Below are 20870 nucleotides of genomic sequence, written 5' to 3' on the forward strand. Positions count from 1 at the left end.
ATCAGGGTTTTGTTCTGTTCGCCGACTGCACTGCGATTGCACTCGTCACGGTCAGGCCCGAGTCGGCGGGAGCGGTTGGATGTCGACGACGTCGTCAGCGAGCGCGCCGGCGCGGCTGCGCAGACCGTCGAGAACCTCGGTCAGATTCGTCCCGCGTCGATGCATCGTGTCCATGTGCACGGATTCCCAGACCGGGAACTCGCCGTGAGCGTCGCGCGCCGTGGTGTCCCAGAGAAGTGCGTCGCCGTTCTCGCTCCAGCCGAAGGCTGTCAGCGACGCGACGAGTTCCCAGCTGCCGTCGGGCTCGATCATCCAATCGAAATTCTCATCCTGCCCGTCTCGGTACGCGGCCCGGAAGGCGCGGGTGAGTTGCCCTCCGCGCCCGACGAATCCGTCTGCGTAACCGGGCAGGACCGGCGGGTACACGAGCCACAGACCGAACGTGCGCGCCCATCCCGAGTGGCGGATGAAGTCGCGATAGGACGGCGGGAACCCGCCACCGTCGTCGAAGGAGAAGCCATCGAGTGCGGCGAAGTCGATGTGCATCCGAGTGGGTTCGCCGCCTACACGGAGGACGTCGAGGTTCGCCATGACGATGAGACTAGGACACGCCGTGAACGAGGGGGGCGACCCAATTAGGCTCGTGGCGTGGACGCAGCCGAGTACCGACGCAGCCTGACACGCATCCTTGCGGCGCGATCCGCGGTTGTCGCAGCAACGTTGGAACGCCTCGGCGGCGCGGCGTCCGACGTCGCCGGGGTGATCGACGGGGTGACGATCGACGTGTTCGTCGACCAGGACGCCGAGGGTCCGTTCGATGTGTGGGCGCGATTCGAGGGTGCGGACGCGTTCGAACTGGACCGCCGGTTCGATGACGAGAGACGACTGTTCGGTGTCGAATGGGGCGAACTCGGCTGGGAACCGGCGGTGCCGTCGCGACCGCGGGGGTGGTCGCGCCACGACCTGGAGGAAACGATCGTCGATGTCGTGGCGACGTGGCTCGACACGCTGATCCCCAGTGGGCCACTGGCCTGGGAAATCGGTTCGGGTGCAGGCACACTCGACCCACGGCCGGTGGGGCCGAGCGTCGACGGGAACGGAATCGGCTCCACAATCTGACGCCCGGCGCCCGTGTCACCTCAGATGCCGGACGAAGAATCCGGCGGCGTTCTCACCCGCGTACGCCGGGACGCCGGTGTGTCCGCCCATGTTCGCGTGCAGACTCTTCTCCGCCGAACCGAAGGCGTCGAAGAGATCCAGTGCAGCCTGCCGGTCGTTGTGTTCGTCGTCCCACTGCAGCAACACGTGCAGGGGGATCGTGACGCGCTGGGCCTCGTCGAGAATCGTTCGCGGGATGAAGCTCCCCGCGAACAGCACGGCGGCCGCGATCCGGGGTTCGGTCACGGCCAGTCGGACGCCGACGGAGATGACGCCCCCGGAATAGCCCACCGGCCCATCGATGCCGGGCAGTTCGAGGAGCCGGTCCATCGCCGTCCGCCATTCCGGGACCGACTGCTCCACCAGGGGCAGGACGAGCCGGTCGATGATGTCGGCGCTGACCTGATGGCCGGCCTGCAGCGTCCGACGCAGGTCGGCACGGGCGTGCTCGGCGTCCATCGATGTCGGTCGGTCGCCACCGCCGGGCGTCTCGATGGTCGCCGCGGCGAAGCCGTCGGTCACGGCCCGACGCGCCCGGGCTGCCAATCGTGGATACATCTGTGGAAGGCCGCCGGGGTGTCCGAGCAGGATCAGCGGAACGGGTGACGAGGTCGTCGCGGGAGTCCACAGGATGCCCGGGATGCCGCCGAGGACGAAGTTCCGTTCGACGACGCCGTCGGCGAGGTGGGTCTCAGAGATGAAATGCATGGTCGTGCCTCTCGGGAGTGCGCTTCTACGGCGCGCCCCGGACGACCTATCGCCCGACCGTGACTCCGTAGGGGAGCGCCCACATCGAATCGTTCATGGGTATCGCCTCCTCGGTCTGTCGCACGGACGGTGAACACAGTAGCAGCGGTCGACCAACTGCCACGCGGGAATCGTCGTCGACGCTAGACGGTCAGCGGCACCGCGACGTCGGCGCCGCCCTCTTCGGTGATCCGGGCGCCCATCTGGGTATAGGTGGGGGCCGCGATGAAACCGCCGGCGAAGAGCGCCTCGCCCTGGCGGAATCCGGGGGACTCCGCGAGAAGGTGTTCGGGCACGAAGCCGAAGGTGTCGGCGAGTTCGGCGAGATCTCGCGGCGCGTTCATCCGCATCAGACACAGGTTGTCGCACTGGGACAGGACGTTGGGATGGATCTTGGTCGGTCGTTGCGTCGACAGCAGGAGCCAGAGGCCGAATTTGCGACCCTCGGCGGCGATCTGCACGACGCGATCGATCAGGGTCTGCTCCACCGCATTCGTGGCGAGGGGCGGACAGATGTTGTGGGCCTCGTCGATGACGATGAGGACGGGGCGCCGCTCGTCGCGATGCGCCCACAGGTGTTCGAGCACACTGAGCGCCGCCACCTTCGGTTCTGCCGGGTGGGCGAACCCGCCGAGGTCGAGCACGGTCGCCTGCGGACGGTCGTCGATGATGTCGGTGGCCGCGACGTCGCCCCGCGCCCACAGCGCCCAGTCGAGGACCTGCAGATTCTCGATCCGCTTGGCCAACCGCTGGTGTCCTGGATCCGCCGAACTGCGAAGCGCGTCGAGGTAGGTGGTCTGATCCGACGTCTCGGTGAGGGTGGCGTCGGCGTGCAGCAGAACGTTGTACTCGTCGGCGTCGGCGATCGGATCCAGTTGCAGCACCGCAGCCTTCGCGGTGAGCGGCAGCGAGAGGAACCGCGCCCGCAGTTGCTGTCCGTCGCGCCGCGTGGAGTGGAGTACCCGGATGTCGGTGGCCGCGATCGCATCGGCCGTCGCCGGGTCGGTGGTGCCACGTGTTTCCGGCAACCGAGTGAAGTCCGCGTTCGGATCAAGGATCAGCAGCGGGAGCCGGGTGCGCAGCAGCAGTTGCTCGAGCACCACTCCGAGCGCGTAGGTCTTGCCGGAACCGCTCTGGCCGCACCAGAAGGTGTGGCGGTTGAACTTCTCGGCGGCGAGGAGGACGTCGGTCGTCGCGTTGTCGCGATGATTTCCCACTGTCAGCTGAACCACGTCCGTACCTTACTGGCACGGGCGGCTTTCCATCGGACTTACGAGCCGGTCAACTCCTTGCGCAACACGAAAGCACGGTCGCCGGTGGCGGGGTCGCGGACCGGGAACCCGTGCCTGCCATAGAAACGATGCGCGTCGACGTCGGGTTCGTCGACCTCGATCTCGAACTCGCCGGCGCCTCGCCGTGCCGCCTCGGCGACGGCCGCGGTGAGGACCGCGCCACCGAGTCCGCGGCTCCGTTCGGCGGGGGTCGTGTACATCTCGTCGAGTAGTGCGATGCCGCCGTCGACCCACACGTTGGTCCGGATGGTGACCAACCCGACCGAGATGACCGGGTCGCCGGCGACGATGGCGAAAGTCGTGGTGCCCGAGAGCAGCTCGCGGAGTCGACGAGCCAGCACCGACGGACCGGGCGACGGCTCGTCGTACTCGCGATTGAACGCATCGAGGAGGTCGGCCATCACCGGCGCATCTGCCGGCGTCGCCAACCGGGCACTGTTGTGGACGTTCACGGGTCCAACGGTAGCGGCGCCTCCGTAGGTGGGCAGTCGTTCCGGTGGTGGGTCAGCCGTCCCCGCCGAACCGGGTGAGCAGGCGGTCGACCGCGCTGCAGTCCTGCAGGATGCGCCGGCGACCGGGGTCCGCGGCGACATCGCAGAGCATCGCATCGCCGCCCGGGATCCGCTCGATGCCGACGATCGCCGACCACACCGCCCCGTCGGTGGCCGTGAACGCGTCGACACCGTCACGCAGGGCCCGCGCCAAGACGATCCGGTCGTCGGGGTCGAGGCGGTCGTGGACCAGGGCGATCATCTCGCCGGCGACCGAGCCGTGTGCGCGCTCGTCACGGCGGTGCAGGGCGACGGTCGCCTGATGGACCGGCTGCATCGACCGGTCGTCGGCGATCAGGGTCAGATAGTCCCCGATGGACGTCTCGGCGACCGTCGCGAACGCGAGAGTCGTCAGCGCGGCGTCTCGTGTCGACTCCGCCCGCGCGAGCGCTTCCCGATGCCGCCGCACCGTCGTCGACGCCGGCAGCGCGGCGTCCGGCAGCGCCCAGCCGCGCCGTCGCCGGGTCAGTGTAGACGCGTTCAGGTGCATCAGCGTGTGGTACTCCTCGTCGACCATCGACTGCACCACGGCCGCTCGACCAGCATCCGAGAAGCCGGTGCCGAACGCGTCTCGGAACAGCAGTCCGAAACCGGGTGTCACCACGTCTTGTTCGATGTCGATGACGGTCTTGTTGTACGCGATCCAACTCCAGGCCAGAACTCTCGACCGGACGTCGTCGTCGAGACGATCCCAGCTCGGATGCCCCGCGAACGGGAGCATCGTCTCGGGGAAGTCGGATCGGGTGTCGTCGTAGAGATCGTCCATCGTCGGGCCGTCGAGTTCGGCCTCGGTGCGCCGCACCGTCGCTCGCCGCGGCCAGCTGCGGACGAGCCCGCGGATCACCGCCGACTCCACCGGGTCGGAGGCGTCGTGGTCGGGCAGTCCGCCGGTCACGGCACCAGTCCGTCGAACAACCGGGCACACAGCGCGGCATATCCGTTCGCGCGGGTGCCCAGGGGGGCGCCGGCCCGGGCCAGCAGTGCCGCGAACTCGCCGGCGTCGCCGTGAGTGCCTGTGCCGGTGCCGTCGGCGCAGGCGGCCGACACCCGGGAGACGGCCCGCGACAAGGCCTCTCGAGCCGCCGGCGCACACGGATTCGACTCCTGGATGTCCCGGTACACCTCCGGCGTCCCGCCGGTGATCCGGGCCAGCATCGCCGACATGGCCGTGAACGGGGGAGTGGCCAGCAGCGCGGTGTCGTCGGCGTCGACTCCCAGGTCGGCGAGCGCTGTCCCGAACGACAGGATCGTCGCATGGGTGAGCGCCTGGATCGACGCGCACAGTCGGTCGTGTCGCTCCGCGGTGGTGACCTCCGTCCGGGCACCCCACCGGGCCAGGTCGTCGAGCAGACGGTCCGCGCCGGGTCCGTGGTGATGGACGACGACCGCGACCACCCGCCCGGGCAGACCGAGGGACGGCGCGAACATCGGATTCACCCCGACGGTCGGCCCGCCGGGGTCGATGTCGGCCAGCGCCGCCGAGAACCGCGTCTTCACCGACAGCGTCTCCACCAGCAATGCCGTCGGGCGCAGCACGGACCGTACCGTTCCCACCGCGGCGAGCGCCACGTCCTCCGGTACCGCGAGAACCAGGACATCGGCGTCGCGCATCCGCGCGGTCGCCTCCGGAGCCGGGGACCGGATGTCGTCGCCTGTGGTGGCGTCCAGGACGTGGACCATGTCGCCGTCACCGCGCCACCGATCGGCCAACATGGTTCCCACCGCCCCCGCTCCGCCGGCCACGACCACCGACCGCACACCGGGGGCGGTCGACGCGGTCACGGACTGCTCTCGGCGGCGACGGACAGGCAGCGACGCATGGTCAGGGCCTTGACCATCGTCTCCTCGTATTCCTCGTCCGGATCCGACAGCGCGACGATGGCCCCGCCGACCCCGAACGTCACCTCCGACTCGGTCGCGACCATCGTGCGGATCACGATCGACAGGTCGGCGGTACCCGTCAGCGAGAAGTAGCCGATGGCGCCCGAGTAGACACCACGCGGACCCGCCTCGAGTTTGTCGATGATCTCCATCGTGCGGATCTTCGGCGCGCCGGTCATCGAACCGCCGGGGAACGCCGCCCGCACGCAGTCGACCGCCGACAACCCCTCGCGCAACGTCCCGCGCACCGTCGACACCATCTGATGGACCGGCGCGAAGGTCTCGATGTCGAACAGGGACGGCACATGCACCGAGCCCGACTCGCAGACCCGCGACAGGTCGTTGCGGACGAGGTCGACGATCATCAGGTTCTCCGACCGGTCCTTCTCGCTCGTTCGCAGATCGCACCGCAAGTGCTCGTCCTCCACGGGATCCGCCGACCGGGGCCGGGTGCCCTTGATCGGTTTCGATTCCACCGTGCGGTCCGCGGCCACCTTCAGGAACCGTTCGGGGGACGCGCTGAGCACCGACAACCCCGAGAACTGCAGCAGCGCACTATAGGGCATCGGGCTGATCTCGCGCAGACACGAATACCCGGACACGGGGTCGAGCCTGCGATGCACCGTCGCCGAGTTGGTCAGGCACACCTCGTAGGACTCCCCGGACCGGATCTCCGCCAGACAGTCCTCGACGAGTCCCAGATACGTCTGATGGTCGTGCCGGAACACGATCGGCGCCTCCTGCGCCACCGGGACCAGCGGCGGGGTCGACGCCGGGTCGGCGAGTGGCACCGGTGACTCCCGGATGGTCGACGCCGTCGCATGCAACCATGCCGCGGTATCGGGGTCTGACGTGCCGGTTTCCGAGCGGTCGAGCGGTTCCAGTGCGAGAACGTACGCGCAGTCGCGCCCGTGGTCGATCACGACCGCGCGGTCGGCGAAGACCAGTGCCGCGTCGGCCTGCTCGGATGCGTGCGCCAACTGTCCACCGGTGTCCGCCTTGAGCTCGTAACCGAGATAGCCGACGTAGCCGAGACCGAACCCGCCCGGCAGGTCCGACCGCGGTGCCACCGAGCGTTCCCGCAGTCGCGCGCCGAGATAGTCGAAGAATGTGCTGCGGACCACCTCGCCGGAGCCATCCGAATGTTCCACTCGTACGGTCATTTCCGGCACGCGGTAGGTCACGTACTCGGCGAGCGGGCCCGAGCAGTCGCCCATGACCGAGAACCTGCCGTCCTCGTCGTCGGACGCCGAACCGTCGAGCCAGTAACTGTTCGGACCGTCGGCGAACAACCTCTCGTACACCGCTTGCGCGTCCACCGCCCGGTCGACCCGCACCGACCGCACGCGGTAGCGGTGTCCCGGCATGCGTTCTGCCGAAACGCTTGTCGTCGCCGGCGACGTCCTCGATGCTGCCCGTCCCCGCCGGTGCGCCCGCACCGGGGTTGCCGCGGCGAAGTTCGCCAGCAGTTCCCGGCCGTATTCGCTGCAGATCGACTCCGGATGGAACTGCACCCCCCACAACGGCAGATCCCGGTGGCGCACCGCCATCAGGACGCCGTCGTCGGACCAGGCCTGCTCCTCCAAGTCGTCGGGGACGTCCATCACGGCCAGTGAGTGGTATCGCACCGCGTGGAACGGGGACGGCAGCCCCGCGAAGAGGCCCCGGCCGTCGTGGTGCACGGCGCTGACCCGCCCGTGCCGCGGCTCCGGGGCCGCCACCACCGGACTGCCGAACACGTGGCACAGACCTTGGTGCCCCAGACACACCCCGAGCGCGGGTAGCCCACTGTCGGTCAGAGCCCGCGCGCTGATCCCGAAGTCGCGGACATAGTCCGGTCGGCCCGGGCCGGGGGAGACCACCACATTGTCGAAAGCCGTCAGATCCACCGACGCCCACGGCACGTCGTTGGCGACGACAACCGGCTCCCGGCCGTTGACGTCGGTCAGCAGTGCGAACAGGTTGTAGGTGAACGAGTCGTAGTTGTCGATCAGCAGGGTGCGCACCGCGGCCACCTCAGTCCGTGCTCGACCCGGCGGCCGCGCGCCGGACAGGGTGACGATCCGGCTCTGCGTCGGGCACCGGATCGCTGATCGCCCGCCGCGGATCGGTTGCCACGATCAGGTCCTCGACGCGGCATGTCTCGGCGATCAACAGGTCGTAGAGGGCGTGCAGGAAGTCGGGGGAGAGGTCGTGTTCGACGGCGAACCGGTGGGCGTGTTCGTGCACGACCCCGACACGACCCGGCTGCATCACCGCGATGGCATGCCGGCGTTTGAGTCGCGCGATGCGGGTGCACACCTCGATCCGGGCACGAACGGTGTCGAGCAGTCGATCGTCGATCCCGTCCAATTCCGTTCGCAATGCTTCGAGTTCGCGTGCACCGAGGTCGTTCTCACCCAGCGCTCGCCCGTCGATGTTCGTCGTCTGGTTCACGGCGCGACCACCTAGAAGTGTCCGAATGTGCGGCCCGCCGGCTTGAACCGCCCCGAGATGCGGCGCCGCCCCGTGGGTCCTGCGCCCGGGCTCGCGTCGACGAACCCACACCCCGACTCGGTCCATGGTCGCACCGACTGCGAGATCTCGAAGGCGTTGACGTCACCAGCTGATCACGATTCATCATCGACCGGGACGTCACCGTGGCGAGATGCGTTGTCCGGGCGGCAGTTCGATTGCGGCAAGTCCGACCTTCCGGGCGGTGCTCCCGCCGAATCCTTTGCCGCCCTCACTTTCCCGCGTGCCGCAGGTGTCCGTACAGTGCGGCGCGATAACCGCGGGTGTAACTGGGTTCCTCGTCATCGGGGTGGGGTGGACAGGCGAGCGTCGACGACGCGAGTTGTCGAGCCCACGGCGCCGGCAGGGCGTCGAGATCGGCGGCGGCGTCGAGGAAACCCTGCTGGAACAGATCCGGGTCGAGGTGTTCGTCGAGTTCGGCGTCGAAGATCGGGAACGATGTCGGCAGTCGCGTGACGACGCCGTGCTCGGTGACGATGTCGAGCTCGGGAAGATCGGGGTCGGGAGTTTTCAACGGACCGAACGCCTTTCGGCCAGCGTGCGGTACAGGGTCGCCCGACTGACACCGAGTTCCTGCGCGATCTTCGGTACGGCGACACCTCGTGCGCGCATCTGCTCGGCTCGGGCCACCTGCTCGGCGTCGAGCGCTCGTGGTCGACCGATGGTCGAGGTCGATCCGCGCAGCGTTCTCGGTGTCGAGCGGTCGGTCGGTGTGCGCGTGTCCTCGAGTTCGGCCAGCGACGCCAAGACCCCGACGATCATCGCTCCGGCCGGGTCGGCGGTGTCGATGCCCTCGCGTAACGAGCGCAGTCCGATGCGGCGTCCGGTCATCTGGTTCGCGATCTCCATGATCTCGGGCACGGTGCGGCCGAGGCGATCGATACCGACCACCACGGTGACGTCTCCCGCACGCGCGTAGTCGAGGAGCGCGGCGATGCCTGGGCGGTGGCCGGCGGGGATGGACCGGTCTGTTGCGTCGGTGTAGATGCGTGCGGGATCGACACCCGCCTCGGTCAAGGCATCGATCTGCGGCGCGAGTGGATGGGTGCCGACCGTTTCGCGGGCGTAACCGAGGGCCATTCCCGACGGTTGTGTTGGATCTGCTGTCACCGTGGCAGCGTATCTCAAAAGTGTTTCGCCACGATTTCGCGACACGCCGAGATTCGAGACTGCTTGTCGCTTACTGCAAGTCATTGGTCGGTCGTGCTGTCGCAAAATAAGAAGCCTCGTCGCGAAACAAATGAGACGATTTGAGACCCCGAGCCAGGCGCGCCGGGTGGTCCACCCCACTTCGGGGGTAGCGCCGAGCGCATCGGCGTCCGTTGCATGTGATCTGAACAACTCACCGCCGAGAGAAAGAGGTTCCGCCCATGTCAGAGTTCGGCGATATCGACGTTCGGATCGAAGACGGTGTCTTCACGATCGAGATAGGACGACTCGATGCGGCGACACACAACGGGCTGTCCCGGGTGTTTCGCGCAGCGCACGAGTCCGACGCCCAGGTCGTGGTGGTGACGGGCAAAGACCACACCTTCTTCAGCCCGGACAAGTACGACCCCGACTACATCGTCGCGGCGGGAGCCCGAGACGCGATGCTCACCATGTACAAGGAGGGTGAGGCGATCATTCGTGACTCGATCTCCTGTGAGAAGCCGATGGTGGCGAAGGTCTGGGCGCCGGGCGCGCACAGCCTGGGTGCATCCCTCGCCTTGGCCTGCGACTTCGTCTATGCCGCCGACGATGCGACGTTCAGCGATCCGCACCTCTCCGGCTTCGCGGTCCCGCCCGGCGACGGTGGCGCGCTGCTGTGGCCGGCACGAATCGGACTGACTCGGGCACGTGAGTTCCTGCTCACCGACCGGGTGGCAACTGCCGACGAGGCCGTCGAGATCGGCCTGATCAACAAGTCGGTACCGGCGGAGTCGCTCGACGCCGAGGTGGACGCCCTGGTGGCGAAACTCAAGTCCTACGACACGTTCGCCCTGAAGATGAGCAAGAAGTGGCTCAATCAGTATGTGCTGCAGGATCTGAACACCGTCGGACTCGGCATGCTGACCGCCGAGGGGATGCTGTTGGCCGGTGGCGCACTCAGCTCCGCCGGCGACTTCCTCGACACCCAGAAGTAGGCGTCGCAAGGACGACTCGATGGCACCGGCACACCGTGCCGGTGCCATCGGTGGTCGAGGGGCCGTCCGAGACCCGGGGCGGCCTACGGGAGTAGGCCGAGCCTGCGGGCCTGCACCACGGCTTCATGACGACTGTGCACCTCGAGTTTGGCCATGAGGTTGCGCATGTAGGACTTCACGGTCTCCGGGCTCAGCGACATCCGCTCGGCGATCTCCGCGTTGCGGCAACCGAGCGAGGCGTGAGCGAGTACGTCGGATTCACGCCGGGACAACCGGACCGTCGGTGCCGGATCCGGATCGGCCAGGCGGCGGAGCCGATCCTCGACGGCGTGGATCTCCGCGCTGAGTGAATCGTCACCCAGGCGATCGGCGATGTCGCGGAGCGCCAGGTAACTCTCGGTGATCGCCTCGGACACCCGCAGCTCACGTGTCGGATCGTTGCCGGTTGTCCGTGGTGTTGCCGACAGGATCCGAACACGGCGGTCGACCTCGTCGCGCATCGCGAACTCGCGCGCGAGCGCGGTCGCCCCGGCGACGACGGGTTCGACCGCTCGATCGCCCAGATCGGAGTCCAGGCGGAGCCCGCCGTAGAGCACGCCGCGGGTTTCTCGCCGGACGACGACGGGCACCGCGAGTAGGGTCTGGATACCCTCCGTGCCGACGTGATGGTCGTACTCGTGTGTGATCGTTCGTGAGTGCGCGTAGTTTCGGACACCGACCGGACGCTGTTCGGCGATCGCCCGCCCGCCCGCGCCGCACTCGGCGTGGATGACCAACCCGCGCAAGATCTGGCTGCGGGTGCCGACCAGTCCGGACAGCTTCAGATCGCCCCGGTGAACCATGCCGCCGAACAGGACCGGGAAAGCGGTCCGGCGACCGAGGTCGCGCAACTCGGCATGGATGGCGTCCTGGTCGGAGGGCCGCAGGGCGTCGTTCACGACTGTTCGTCTCCTACTTCTCGGCTGCAATAGTCGAGTGTCCCCCGTCACATCCGATGGGGTCAGCGTAGCAGAGTGTCCACGAACGGATCAGATCTGCTCTCGCAGAGCGTATTTCACGATCTTGCCGGTCGACGTGCGTGGGAGCTCATCGATGAACACGATGTCATCGGGGACCTTGAACCGGGCGAGGTGGCGGCGTACGTGATCGCGCAGTTCATCCGCGGTCACCGTGGCCGACGGCGCGACGATCACGAATGCCTTGGGTCGTTCACCCCATTTCTCGTCGGGGACACCGATGACGGCCACATCGAGCACCTCCTCGTGGCTGACGAGAACCTGCTCGATCTCGACGGTCGAGATGTTCTCGCCCCCGGAGATGACGATGTCCTTGGCTCGATCCTTGAGCTGGATGTATCCGTCGGCATGCATCACACCGAGATCGCCGGTGTGAAACCACCCGCCCGCGAAGGCAGCTGCGGTGGCCTCGGGGTCGCGGAAGTACCCGATCATGACATTGTTCCCGCGAAGCACGATCTCGCCCATGGTCTTTCCGTCCGCCGGTACATCGACCATGTCCTCGTCGACCACCCTGGCGGTCTCCGCCTGCACCATGCCGACGCCCTGGCGGGCGAGCAGCGCGGCCCGCTGGTCTGCGGGCAGGTCCGACCACGAATCCTGATGCTCGCAGATCGTGTACGGGCCGTAGACCTCCGTGAGTCCGTAGACGTGCACGATGGTGAACCCGAGCGCTTCGAGCTGACCGATCACGGTCGGAGACGGCGGCGCTCCGGCGGTGGTGATGCGCAGTTCGTCGACATGATGAGCCCCTGGCGCCTGGGCGATGGTGGAGCAGACCGCCGGTGCACCGCACAGATGTGTGATGCCGAGGTCGTCGATCGCCTTCCAGATGTCCGCACCCCGCACAGCGCGGAGACACACATGAGTGCCCGCGGCCTGCGTGACCGCCCACGTGGTGCACCATCCGTTGCAATGGAACATCGGCAGCGTCCACAGGTATCGGGTGTGGCCGTCGAACCCGTTGTGGAAAGTCTCGCCGAGGGAGTTGAGGTAGGCGCCGCGGTGGGAGTACAGAACACCCTTCGGGTTACCTGTCGTCCCCGAGGTGTAGTTGATCGAGATCGGCTGGTTCTCGTCGTCGACTCCCCAGTGGATGGGGGCGGTGTCGTCGGCCGCGGCGGAGAGGAAGTCCGCGAAGTCCTCGGTGCCGCGGGTGCCGGCGTGATCGTCGGGAACGGTCGGATCGACGACTCGCACGACGCTGTCGAGGGACGCCACCGAACCCCCGAAACCGTCTACCACCGAGGACAACTCGGCATCGACGAACAACAGGACGGCCCCGGAGTGGTCCAGTATGTACTCGAGTTCCCTCCCGGCCAGTCGAGAGTTCAGTGCGACCAGGACACCGCCGGCCAACGGCACCGCGTAGTGGGCGAACAGCAACTCCGGCGTGTTCGGTGACAGGAACGCCACCCGGTCACCTGGCCGGATGCGAGTCCGGATGGCTCGTGCGAACTGTTCCACGCGGTGCCCGAACTCGCGGTAGGTGAGCTGCCGGTCGCCGTGGATCACCGCGAGGCGGTCCGGGAACACTCGCGCGGAGCGCTCGAGAAACGACAGCGGGCTCAGCGGGGTGTCGTTGGCCGGCAGAGCGTTGTCGGGAGACATGCTGAACCTCCGAATCGTCGGGTACGAGACGTAATCGGTGCCATCGTGCGCGGTCGCCGTGACCCTTCGCTACCCCCGAAAGTGGGTCTGCCCTGCCCCCGGGGCGCGACAGGGGCTTCGCTGTTGGGGGCGAGCGTCATCTCTTTGTTCGGGTTCGTGCGCTTTCGCCGCGAGAGCCCGGATCCGGCGTTACCGTCGCACCACCTGTCGTCGGCGGTGGAGGCATGTTGATGGGACTGGCAGACTCGGGCGCCCACGCGTCCGGACCGCACCTTGTCGATACACCGTTGGGACCGGTCGAATCCGTCGATGTCGGGTCGGGCCCGCCCGTGCTCTTTCTGCACGGGTCGCCGGGCGGTTACGACCAGGGCGTCCTGATGACGCGCTTTCTCGCCGGGTCGCATCGGGTCATCGCGATCTCGCGGCCGGGGTACCTGGGCACGCCGCTCACGCACGAGACGAGTGCTCCGGCGGCGCAGGCGGAGCTGGCCGTGGCCGTGTTGGATGCGCTGGAGATCGAGCGGTGTGCACTGATGTGTTGGTCCGGGGGCGGACCCGCCGCCTACTCGCTCGCCGCTGCGGTGCCGGACCGCGTCGCATCGATGGTCGCGGTCGCCGCGGTCAGCACGCGGTTCGACCCGCGGAGCAGTCTGCGCGGCCGACTCGAACTATCCGAGGAGAGGCTTCTGTTCAGCCGCTTCGGCCAGTGGCTCGCGACGACGCTCGCCGCCAAGGCCCCGTCCACGGCCATCTCGACTCTGCTGTCGGGGGAGGGCGATCTGTCGCGCGCCCAGATCCGGGAGCTCACGGCGCGCATCGTCGCCGACGACGACCAGCGCGCGCTGGCGACCGATTTGTTCGCCACCGTGTCGGGGGGCCGAAAAGCAGGTTTCGACAACGACTTCGACCAGTTTCGCGAGCTCGACCTACCACTCGCGGCCATCACCGCGCCGGTGCTGGCGATCCACGCGCGCACCGACGCCGACGTCCCCTTCGACCAGAGTGTCCATGCCGTGGACACCCTGGTCGATGCTCGCCTCGAGGCGATCGACGAAGGCACCCACCTGTCGATGTGGCTCGGCTCCGACGCGTCGCGACTCCAGGCGTTGGTCGGTGAGCACCTGGCCGCGGTGGAGTGAAGGGCTTTCCACTCTCGGTTGCCCGGACCCTTCGTGACGCGCCCTCCGCAAGCTCCGGGCGCTCCTCAGGGGGCAGGGCAGGCGCCCTCCGCAAGCTCCGGGCGCTCCTCAGGGGGCAGGGCAGGCGCCCTCCGCAAGCTCCGGGCGCTCCTCAGGGGGCAGAGGGGCGGTCGCGCGTGGTCGCCTGTCGGGCGGCCGTCAGAACAGCGTCGGCGGGAGGGCGCCTTCGAACTCGAGCAACCAGCGCTTGGTCGACAGTCCCTGGCCGGTCACGCCTCCCGAGTAGCCGCCGAGACCGTCACCGGCGACGACGCGGTGGCAGGGGATCAGCAGCGGCACGGGATTGATGCCCATGATGGTCCCGACGCCGCGCGCGGAGACCCGGGTGACTGTCATCGCGGCGAGTTCTCCGTAGGTGACGGTGTCGCCATGGCCGACCTCCCGGCGCAGCGTGGTCAGAACCGCACGGGCGGCATCCGACATCCCGCCGAGGTCGACCGGGAGGTCGAATTGGGTGAGCTCGCCGGCAAAATAGGCGCGGAGTTGCCGGACGGCTTCGGGGAGAACGGGATCGACGGAGTCGATGCCGGCCGGTGCCTCGATGTCCGCTCGCCAGGCCACGCGCACGATGGCCGAGCCGTCGCTGTCGACGGCCAGGGTGCCGACAGGCGTCGGCACGAGAACACTGTGTGCTGGGGGCATCGCGGGGTCTCACGGTCGGGGTCGGGGTGCGGTCACAGTAGCGCCAGAGTCGCGCCCTTCGGTGGAGACAGCTCCGGGAGTATCTGGGAATATTCGGCTGGGCCGTCGTGTTCCGCCCACCATGAGTGCTAACGCAGAGTTGAGTCCTGAAGGCTGGGTCCGCGAGCAGACCGAGAAAATCCTCGAGCAGGGCACCACCGACGGTGTGACCGTGATGGACCGTCCGATCGTGCTGTTCACCACCACCGGCGCGAAGTCGGGCAAGAAGCGCTTCGTGCCGCTGATGCGGGTCGAGGAGAACGGCAAGTACCTCATGGTGGCCTCGAAGGGTGGCGCACCGGAGCATCCGGCGTGGTACCACAACGTGAAGGCGAACCCGCAGGTGACCGCGCAGGACGGCGCCGAGGTCAAAGAACTGACCGCTCGCGAGCTGAGCGATGGCGAGGAGCGCGACCACTGGTGGGAGCTCGCCGTCGCCGCTTTCCCGCCGTATGCGGAGTATCAGACGAAGACCGATCGGCAGATCCCGGTGTTCGTGCTCGAGTGAGGGGCGCGCTTCACCGTTGGAGCCCCCGGCCGCGGCCGGGGGCTTTACGCTGTCTCAGGCAGTGAGGCGGAAGGAGCGTCATGGGGAACGTCGTCGATTTCAAGGATGTCTCCACCACGGGACTCGACAGTTCACCGGTCGCCGAGGCGTTGGCCGGCCTCCGGGCCAACGAGGCCCGGTACTACAAGACGAAGTACGGGCACGATTTCGTCGTCGTCCCGGCATCGGAAGCACCCGACATCCTCGACCGGGTGACCACGATCCTGGCGAACGAGCGCGACATCACCATCGCGTCGCCGGCTCTCGAGGTCAGCGACTTCGAGGTGGGCCCGGACGACGGCAGACTCCACATGTCGTACGTGTTCTACGAGTCGGGCCTGGCCGTCAACGTCATGTACAGCATCGACCCCGCCGGGAAACGTGCTGTCGGGTTCAAGCTGTCCGAGGGTATGGACGTCCCGGCCGAGTTGGAGGCGAAGTTCAAGTTCGCCCGCCAGAAATCGAAACTCGCCGGCGTCATCCGCGGGTCCTACTTCGTCATCAAAGGGGAGTACTGACCCCGACGGTCACTTGAAGCGGATGTTCAGGGTGGCGAGACCGAAGATCTTGCGGCCACCCGACTTCGCCACCACGATGACGACGCCCGTTCGGGTCGCCGGATCGAGCGACTTGATCCGCCCGCTGTACTCGATCTCCCCGCCCTCGGCGCGGGACACGACGGCGGGCTGGGACAGGCGCACCGCGTAACGGGTCACGGCACCCGGATCGCCCGACCACGAGGACACGTACGCCGCCCCGAGGCCCATGGTCAGCATCCCGTGGGCGATCACATCGGGGAGGCCCGCGAGCTTCGCACTCGTCTCGTCCCAGTGGATCGGATTGGCGTCGCCGGCGACACCGCCGTAGTTGACCAGGTCGCCGCGGGACAGTCGGATGGTGTGCGGCGGCAGCTCGTCGCCGACGCTCAGGTCGTCGAAGCTCCGGGCCCCGGAGGTGCGACCCGTGTCATCGGCGGCCGGGACATCGCGCTCGGGACGAACCGATTTCACGTAGCGTTGGGCAGCCTCGTCGTGGCTGAAGATGTTGACGTCGTGCATCATCACCTTGCGAACCGCACTGCTCAGTTCGGGATCGACCTCGTCCGCGGTCACGCCGACGACCGTGGTGTGCATGGTGTGCACTCGTTCGCCCGCGGCGTCGGTCATGGTGTTGGTCACGGTGATCAGGTCTTTGCCCGCGATCCGACGAACGCTGCTCAGCTCGACGTCGGTGGTCAGTTCGTCTCCGGCGACGATCGGCCGGTGCTGTTCGAAGACCTGCTCGGTCTGCACGTAGGTGTCATATCCGACGATGACCTTCTCGAAGAGTTCCCGGTTGGCCGCCATCGCCGGGATCGAGGTGAAGGTGAGCGGCGTGACGAGTCCTGAATAGCCCAGTGCGGCTGCGGCTTCGGGTTCCCAGTGCGCGCCGTGGTAGTCCTGGACCGCGCGGGCGTACTCGCGCACCTTCTCGCGTCCGACCTGATACGAGCCGTCGAGGACGTAGTAGTGCCCGACTCGGGATTCGATCCCGGCGGGATCATCGGCGGTCGTGGCGGTGGTCGTCGGAGTGTGCGTCACCCCGAACACGCTAACGGTGTACCGATCCGAGTCCAACTCCGGAGTAAGTTTGCGGCCGTCGCGCGTCAGCGTCGGAGCCCCTTGCCGTGGGCGTACTCCGCCGGCCGCCCCGAGGTCTGCCAGTCGTGCCAGTTCTCCCGGTGGCGGCACATCCACCGCTCGTGCAGACGGCGGAATCCGGGTGAGATCCGACGGGCGGTCTCGATGGCGATCACGGCGGGGAGACGGAGTGCGATGACGAGTATCCCCGGAACCGGGCTCGGCATCCGGTAGCGCACCCGTGTCATGGGCAGCATGTAGATGCTCGAATATGCCGCGTACATGGCCGCGTTGTATCTGCCGCGCAGTCGCTGCAGTCCGGTCGAGCCGCTCTTCGCGAACGCCGCCGGAAACGACTCGATGAGCTCGGCACCATCGTCCCCGGCGTCGTACGTGCGGGTGGAGGTGACGAAGGCCAGCAGCCGTAAGGAGTCGGCGATCGTCTCGGGGTACCACTGCGTGCGCACACCGAGCAGGTGGCCGAGGTAACGCTGGTAGTGGAGCAGGACGCGGATCTCGCGGGGTGTCGTCTGTACTCCGGTGAGCCACAGCGCCATCGCCGGCACCACGCTGCCGCCCAGCAGAGTCAGGAGTTGATACGACTGACTGATCGGATCCCCCCAGCGTTGCCGATCCCATTCCGGATGCTCGGCGACGGTGCGACGAACCCATACGTGCATGACCCGAACGCGCATCGCCGTCGCACGACCCTGCGACCCCGGTGTGAGCAGCGCCCCGGGCTGTGAGACGTCGATCCAGAAGCGCGAGGTCTCCAGGAACCGGCGCAGCGCGTTGTCGCCTGCATAACCGCCGGCCAGTGAGAGCGGTTTCGCGACAGCGGCCTCGGTGTACATCTCCAGGGTGATTCCGCCGGCGACACTGAACAGGCCGGTGCCCCACCGGCGCCAGATGGCCTCGCCCTCCGCGATCAGCTCGGTGTCGACCCAGTCCGGGACGGTCTCGAACTCCTCGAACAGGTCGACCAGAGCAGGTGGGGGATCGCTGATGCTGTCGAGACCGTCGGTGAGTGCCTGATCGAGGAGCGCCCGCGCGGTCTCACCGCCCAGCGTGCCGTACACCTCGTCGACGAAACGTTCGGCGACCGGGTCGGTGCGGAACATGTCCTCGGCGAAGATGCGCAGGTGCTCCGGGTCCGGGAAGAGATCCTTGCGGGTCGCTCGCCGGACCAGGGTACGGACACGTCGCAGACGGCGGTTCGACATCGCGGACTCATAGGCGACCGCCGCGGGAAAGGCCGGAGCGTCGGGTGGCGGCGAGAGGGACACAGGAACTCCAGACGTGAGACGGATTCCCTAATGTGTATCACCCGTGCCGACTGTCGCGCACCTGGCACTCATGGACGTTGACTTCAAGCCAACCTGAAGTTGCAGCGTGGAGTGGACATTCCGCACAACCGAAGGAGACACCGATGCGCCGCGTTCTCACCGACTTGTGGGAGACCAGCTCCGACAACCCGTTCCCCGGACTCACCACGCACGCCTACTTGTGGACCTCGAGCCGGAACGTGATCTTCTACTCGGTCGCCTCCGATTCCGAGTTCGACAGCTTCGCCCGGCTCGGGGGGATCGATGAGCAGTACCTGTCCCACCAGGACGAGGCCGGACCCATGCTCGCCACGATCCAGGCACGCTTCGGTGCGAACCTGCACGCGCCGGCCACCGAAGCGGATCGGATCAGCGGTCACGCGCGGATCGGTGTCGCTCTCGCGGACCGGCACGTCGACGACAACGGGGTCGAGGTGATCCCGTCGCCGGGTCACACTCCGGGCAGCACGAGCTACCTGGTGCACGGCGCCGACGGTGACCGCTATCTGTTCACCGGGGACACCCTCTATCTCAGCGCCTCGGGGCGGTGGACCGCCGGTTACCTCCCCGGCATGAGCGACGCGGATCAGCTCGCCGCGAGCCTGGAACTGTTGGCCACCGTGGCCCCGGACGTTGTCATATCCAGCGCCTATGCCGGGGACTCCGCCGTTCACCGCGTCGACACCTCGGCCTGGCCGGCTCACGTGACCGAGGCGATCGCAGGTCTGTCGACAGCCGCCGGCCCGAGCCGCTAGTCGAACAGACGCCGGAACAGGTTGGTCTCGGCGAGGTCGATGAGTTCGTCGCCGCGCCCGGACAACACGGTGCGCAGGGCGTAGAGGGTGAAACCCTTGGCCTGGGCAGCGGTGATCGCCGGCGGGATGGACAGCTCCTGCCGGGCGGTGACGACGTCGAGCAGCGCCGGACCGTCGTGGGCGAGAAAGTCGTCGACCGCGCCGGCGAGGTCGTCGGGCTGCTCGACGCGCCGGCCCCGGATGCCGAGCGACTCCGCGAGCGCGGCGAAGTCCGGGTTGTCGAGATCGGTTGCGTAGTTCACGAATCCGGCAGCCTTCATCTCGACCTCGACGAAGTTCAGGGACGCGTTGTCGAAGACGACGATCTTCACCGGCAGCTTGTTCTGCGTGATGGTGAGCAGCTCGCCGAGCAACATCGCGAGCCCGCCGTCGCCGGCCAGCGCGATGATCTGGCGGTCGGGGAAGGCGGTCTGTGCGCCGATCGCCTGGGACACGGCGTTGGCCATCGAGCCGTGGGTGAACGAACCGATCAGTCGCCGGGTGCCGTTCATCTCGAGATAACGCGCCGCCCACACCACCGGTGAGCCGACGTCGGGGATGAACACCGCGTCGGCACTGGCCTTCTCGCTGATCAGGCGGGTGAGGTACTGCGGGTGGATCGGTGCCCGGTTGCGGTCGTTGTCGGCGAGATCGTCGAGGCGGCGTCGCGCCGTGGCGTAGTGGGCCAGCGAGGTCGACAGGTGCTCGCTGTCGCGGCCTGCGGTGATCGACGGCAGCAGGGCCCGGACGGTGTCGCCGACATCGCCGACGAGAGGCAGGTCGACGGGACAGCGTCGACCGATCTGTTCACCGCGGATGTCGACCTGGATGATGGTCGCCTTCGACGGATAGAACTGCTCGTAGGGGAAGTCGGTGCCGAGCATGAGCAGGGTGTCGCATTTCTCGATTGCGCGATACCCGGATGAGAAGCCCAGAAGGCCGGTCATTCCCACGTCATAGGGGTTGTCGTATTCGATGAACTCCTTGCCACGCAGGGCGTGGACGACGGGTGCCTGCAGCACCCGCGCGAGCTCGACGACCTCGTCATGCGAGCCCTGCACGCCCGCGCCGGCGAGTATGGTCACACGCTCGGCGGCGTTGAGAGTGTCTGCGGCACGGGCGATCTCGGCATCGGTGGGACGGGTGACGCGTGGGATGTGCCGGATGGGGGCGCCGGCTCGTCGCTTGGGGCAGGGCGCGAGAAACGTCTCACCCGGGATGACGAGCACCGCGACGTCCCGCTTCTCGACGGCGGTGCGCAGCGCGATGTCGAGCAGGCGCGGCATCTGGTCGGGGGTGCTGACCATTTCGCAGTAGGCGCTGCATTCCCGGAACAGCTGCTCGGGGTGCGTCTCCTGGAAGTAGCCGGTGCCGATCTCGGTGGCCGGGATGTGCGCGGCGATCGCGAGGACGGGGACACGGCTGCGGTGGGCGTCGAACAGGCCGTTGATCAGGTGCAGGTTTCCGGGGCCGCAACTTCCGACACACACCGCGAGCTCGCCGGTGAGAGCGGCTTCGGCGGATGCGGCGAACGCTGCCGACTCCTCGTGCCGGACGTGCCGCCACGAGATGGCGTCGTTTCTGCGCAGGGCATCGGTGAAACCGTTGAGCGAATCACCGGGAAGCCCGTGGACGCGCCGGACTCCGGCACGTTCGAGTTCCTCGACGATTCTCTCCGCGACTGTGGTGGACATGGCGATCCGTTCGGTCGGGGTCGGTGTGTCCCGACTATAGACGCGAGCCGGGGGACACCGGCCCCGCCGGACTTCGGCCCACACTGATTTTCCGGCGTCGTCCGGCCGCCCGCGG

Annotated in this window: 22 protein-coding genes; 6 read left to right on the plus strand and 16 right to left on the minus strand. The window is 67.7% G+C overall.

Features of this window, described 5'->3' with window-relative positions; all coding sequences use genetic code 11:
* Positions 1 to 51 precede the first annotated feature (51 nt).
* Entirely contained in the window at positions 52 to 591 is a 540-nt protein-coding gene (locus AB4Z55_RS13455) for a hypothetical protein (protein ID WP_239399216.1), read from the minus strand.
* Positions 592 to 648: 57 nt separating this feature from the next.
* Here AB4Z55_RS13455 and AB4Z55_RS13460 point away from each other — a divergent pair, with 57 nt between their 5' ends.
* Positions 649 to 1119, plus strand: coding sequence for a DUF6389 family protein (locus tag AB4Z55_RS13460; RefSeq protein ID WP_239399214.1), 471 nt, complete (start codon positions 649 to 651; stop codon positions 1117 to 1119).
* 15 nt (positions 1120 to 1134) lie between these two features.
* On the opposite strand, the gene AB4Z55_RS13465 is transcribed toward AB4Z55_RS13460, so the two are convergent.
* The 9 genes from AB4Z55_RS13465 to AB4Z55_RS13505 all read right to left on the minus strand — a co-directional run bounded on the left by AB4Z55_RS13465 (position 1135) and on the right by AB4Z55_RS13505 (position 9223).
* Positions 1135 to 1866 (minus strand): alpha/beta hydrolase, encoded by a 732-nt coding sequence (locus tag AB4Z55_RS13465; RefSeq protein ID WP_369519869.1) that lies wholly within the window; start codon positions 1864 to 1866, stop codon positions 1135 to 1137.
* Between the two features lie 182 nt (positions 1867 to 2048).
* Positions 2049 to 3137, minus strand: a complete 1089-nt coding sequence (locus tag AB4Z55_RS13470; RefSeq protein WP_242697077.1) for an ATP-binding protein — start codon at positions 3135 to 3137, stop codon at positions 2049 to 2051.
* Positions 3138 to 3175: 38 nt separating this feature from the next.
* Positions 3176 to 3649 (minus strand): GNAT family N-acetyltransferase, encoded by a 474-nt coding sequence (locus AB4Z55_RS13475; RefSeq protein WP_101821479.1) that lies wholly within the window; start codon positions 3647 to 3649, stop codon positions 3176 to 3178.
* A gap of 52 nt (positions 3650 to 3701) precedes the next feature.
* On the minus strand, positions 3702 to 4643 hold the full coding sequence (locus AB4Z55_RS13480) for a diiron oxygenase (protein ID WP_101821388.1): 942 nt from the start codon (positions 4641 to 4643) through the stop codon (positions 3702 to 3704).
* Positions 4640 to 5530 carry a prephenate dehydrogenase dimerization domain-containing protein gene (locus AB4Z55_RS13485; protein ID WP_101821390.1) on the minus strand — a complete coding sequence of 297 codons (891 nt, stop codon included), beginning with the start codon at positions 5528 to 5530 and terminating at the stop codon, positions 4640 to 4642. The genes AB4Z55_RS13480 and AB4Z55_RS13485 overlap by 4 nt, the downstream gene beginning before the upstream one ends.
* Complete coding sequence (pabB, locus tag AB4Z55_RS13490; protein ID WP_369519870.1) at positions 5527 to 7644, minus strand: aminodeoxychorismate synthase component I; 2118 nt, start codon at positions 7642 to 7644, stop codon at positions 5527 to 5529. The genes AB4Z55_RS13485 and pabB overlap by 4 nt, the downstream gene beginning before the upstream one ends.
* Position 7645: 1 nt before the next feature.
* Entirely contained in the window at positions 7646 to 8065 is a 420-nt protein-coding gene (locus tag AB4Z55_RS13495; RefSeq protein WP_101821393.1) for a chorismate mutase family protein, read from the minus strand.
* Positions 8066 to 8354: 289 nt separating this feature from the next.
* A complete protein-coding gene (locus AB4Z55_RS13500; RefSeq protein WP_239399196.1) occupies positions 8355 to 8657 on the minus strand; it encodes a hypothetical protein in 303 nt (100 codons plus the stop codon).
* Entirely contained in the window at positions 8654 to 9223 is a 570-nt protein-coding gene (locus tag AB4Z55_RS13505) for a recombinase family protein (protein WP_101821395.1), read from the minus strand. Before AB4Z55_RS13505 ends, AB4Z55_RS13500 begins: the two co-directional genes overlap by 4 nt.
* Before the next feature lie 290 nt (positions 9224 to 9513).
* Between AB4Z55_RS13505 and AB4Z55_RS13510 the strand changes: the two genes are divergently transcribed.
* A complete protein-coding gene (locus tag AB4Z55_RS13510; protein ID WP_064572051.1) occupies positions 9514 to 10269 on the plus strand; it encodes an enoyl-CoA hydratase/isomerase family protein in 756 nt (251 codons plus the stop codon).
* Positions 10270 to 10352: 83 nt separating this feature from the next.
* Here AB4Z55_RS13510 and AB4Z55_RS13515 read toward each other — a convergent pair whose 3' ends face one another.
* Both AB4Z55_RS13515 and AB4Z55_RS13520 read right to left on the minus strand, forming a co-directional pair.
* Positions 10353 to 11207, minus strand: a complete 855-nt coding sequence (locus AB4Z55_RS13515; protein WP_369519871.1) for a LuxR C-terminal-related transcriptional regulator — start codon at positions 11205 to 11207, stop codon at positions 10353 to 10355.
* A gap of 90 nt (positions 11208 to 11297) precedes the next feature.
* Complete coding sequence (locus AB4Z55_RS13520; protein ID WP_369519872.1) at positions 11298 to 12896, minus strand: AMP-binding protein; 1599 nt, start codon at positions 12894 to 12896, stop codon at positions 11298 to 11300.
* 230 nt (positions 12897 to 13126) lie between these two features.
* Here AB4Z55_RS13520 and AB4Z55_RS13525 point away from each other — a divergent pair, with 230 nt between their 5' ends.
* Positions 13127 to 14035 (plus strand): alpha/beta fold hydrolase, encoded by a 909-nt coding sequence (locus AB4Z55_RS13525; protein ID WP_369519873.1) that lies wholly within the window; start codon positions 13127 to 13129, stop codon positions 14033 to 14035.
* A 198-nt stretch (positions 14036 to 14233) separates the two neighbouring features.
* On the opposite strand, the gene AB4Z55_RS13530 is transcribed toward AB4Z55_RS13525, so the two are convergent.
* Entirely contained in the window at positions 14234 to 14713 is a 480-nt protein-coding gene (locus AB4Z55_RS13530; protein WP_369519874.1) for a methylated-DNA--[protein]-cysteine S-methyltransferase, read from the minus strand.
* Positions 14714 to 14858: 145 nt separating this feature from the next.
* Between AB4Z55_RS13530 and AB4Z55_RS13535 the strand changes: the two genes are divergently transcribed.
* The gene (locus tag AB4Z55_RS13535) at positions 14859 to 15284 is read left to right on the plus strand and encodes a nitroreductase family deazaflavin-dependent oxidoreductase (protein ID WP_369519875.1); all 426 of its coding nucleotides are present in this window, start codon (positions 14859 to 14861) and stop codon (positions 15282 to 15284) included.
* A gap of 80 nt (positions 15285 to 15364) precedes the next feature.
* On the plus strand, positions 15365 to 15841 hold the full coding sequence (locus AB4Z55_RS13540) for a phage tail protein (protein ID WP_354563104.1): 477 nt from the start codon (positions 15365 to 15367) through the stop codon (positions 15839 to 15841).
* Positions 15842 to 15850: 9 nt separating this feature from the next.
* On the opposite strand, the gene AB4Z55_RS13545 is transcribed toward AB4Z55_RS13540, so the two are convergent.
* Both AB4Z55_RS13545 and AB4Z55_RS13550 read right to left on the minus strand, forming a co-directional pair.
* Positions 15851 to 16903 (minus strand): fused (3R)-hydroxyacyl-ACP dehydratase subunits HadA/HadB, encoded by a 1053-nt coding sequence (locus AB4Z55_RS13545; RefSeq protein ID WP_239399176.1) that lies wholly within the window; start codon positions 16901 to 16903, stop codon positions 15851 to 15853.
* A 65-nt stretch (positions 16904 to 16968) separates the two neighbouring features.
* Positions 16969 to 18228 carry an oxygenase MpaB family protein gene (locus tag AB4Z55_RS13550; protein ID WP_369519876.1) on the minus strand — a complete coding sequence of 420 codons (1260 nt, stop codon included), beginning with the start codon at positions 18226 to 18228 and terminating at the stop codon, positions 16969 to 16971.
* 143 nt (positions 18229 to 18371) lie between these two features.
* Here AB4Z55_RS13550 and AB4Z55_RS13555 point away from each other — a divergent pair, with 143 nt between their 5' ends.
* Positions 18372 to 19022 carry an MBL fold metallo-hydrolase gene (locus AB4Z55_RS13555; protein WP_369519877.1) on the plus strand — a complete coding sequence of 217 codons (651 nt, stop codon included), beginning with the start codon at positions 18372 to 18374 and terminating at the stop codon, positions 19020 to 19022.
* On the opposite strand, the gene poxB is transcribed toward AB4Z55_RS13555, so the two are convergent.
* Positions 19019 to 20755, minus strand: coding sequence for a ubiquinone-dependent pyruvate dehydrogenase (gene poxB, locus AB4Z55_RS13560; protein ID WP_369519878.1), 1737 nt, complete (start codon positions 20753 to 20755; stop codon positions 19019 to 19021). The genes AB4Z55_RS13555 and poxB overlap by 4 nt on opposite strands.
* Positions 20756 to 20870 lie beyond the last annotated feature (115 nt).

This window comes from Gordonia sp. ABKF26 (assembly GCF_041103195.1).
GTDB classification, from domain to species: domain Bacteria; phylum Actinomycetota; class Actinomycetes; order Mycobacteriales; family Mycobacteriaceae; genus Gordonia; species Gordonia terrae.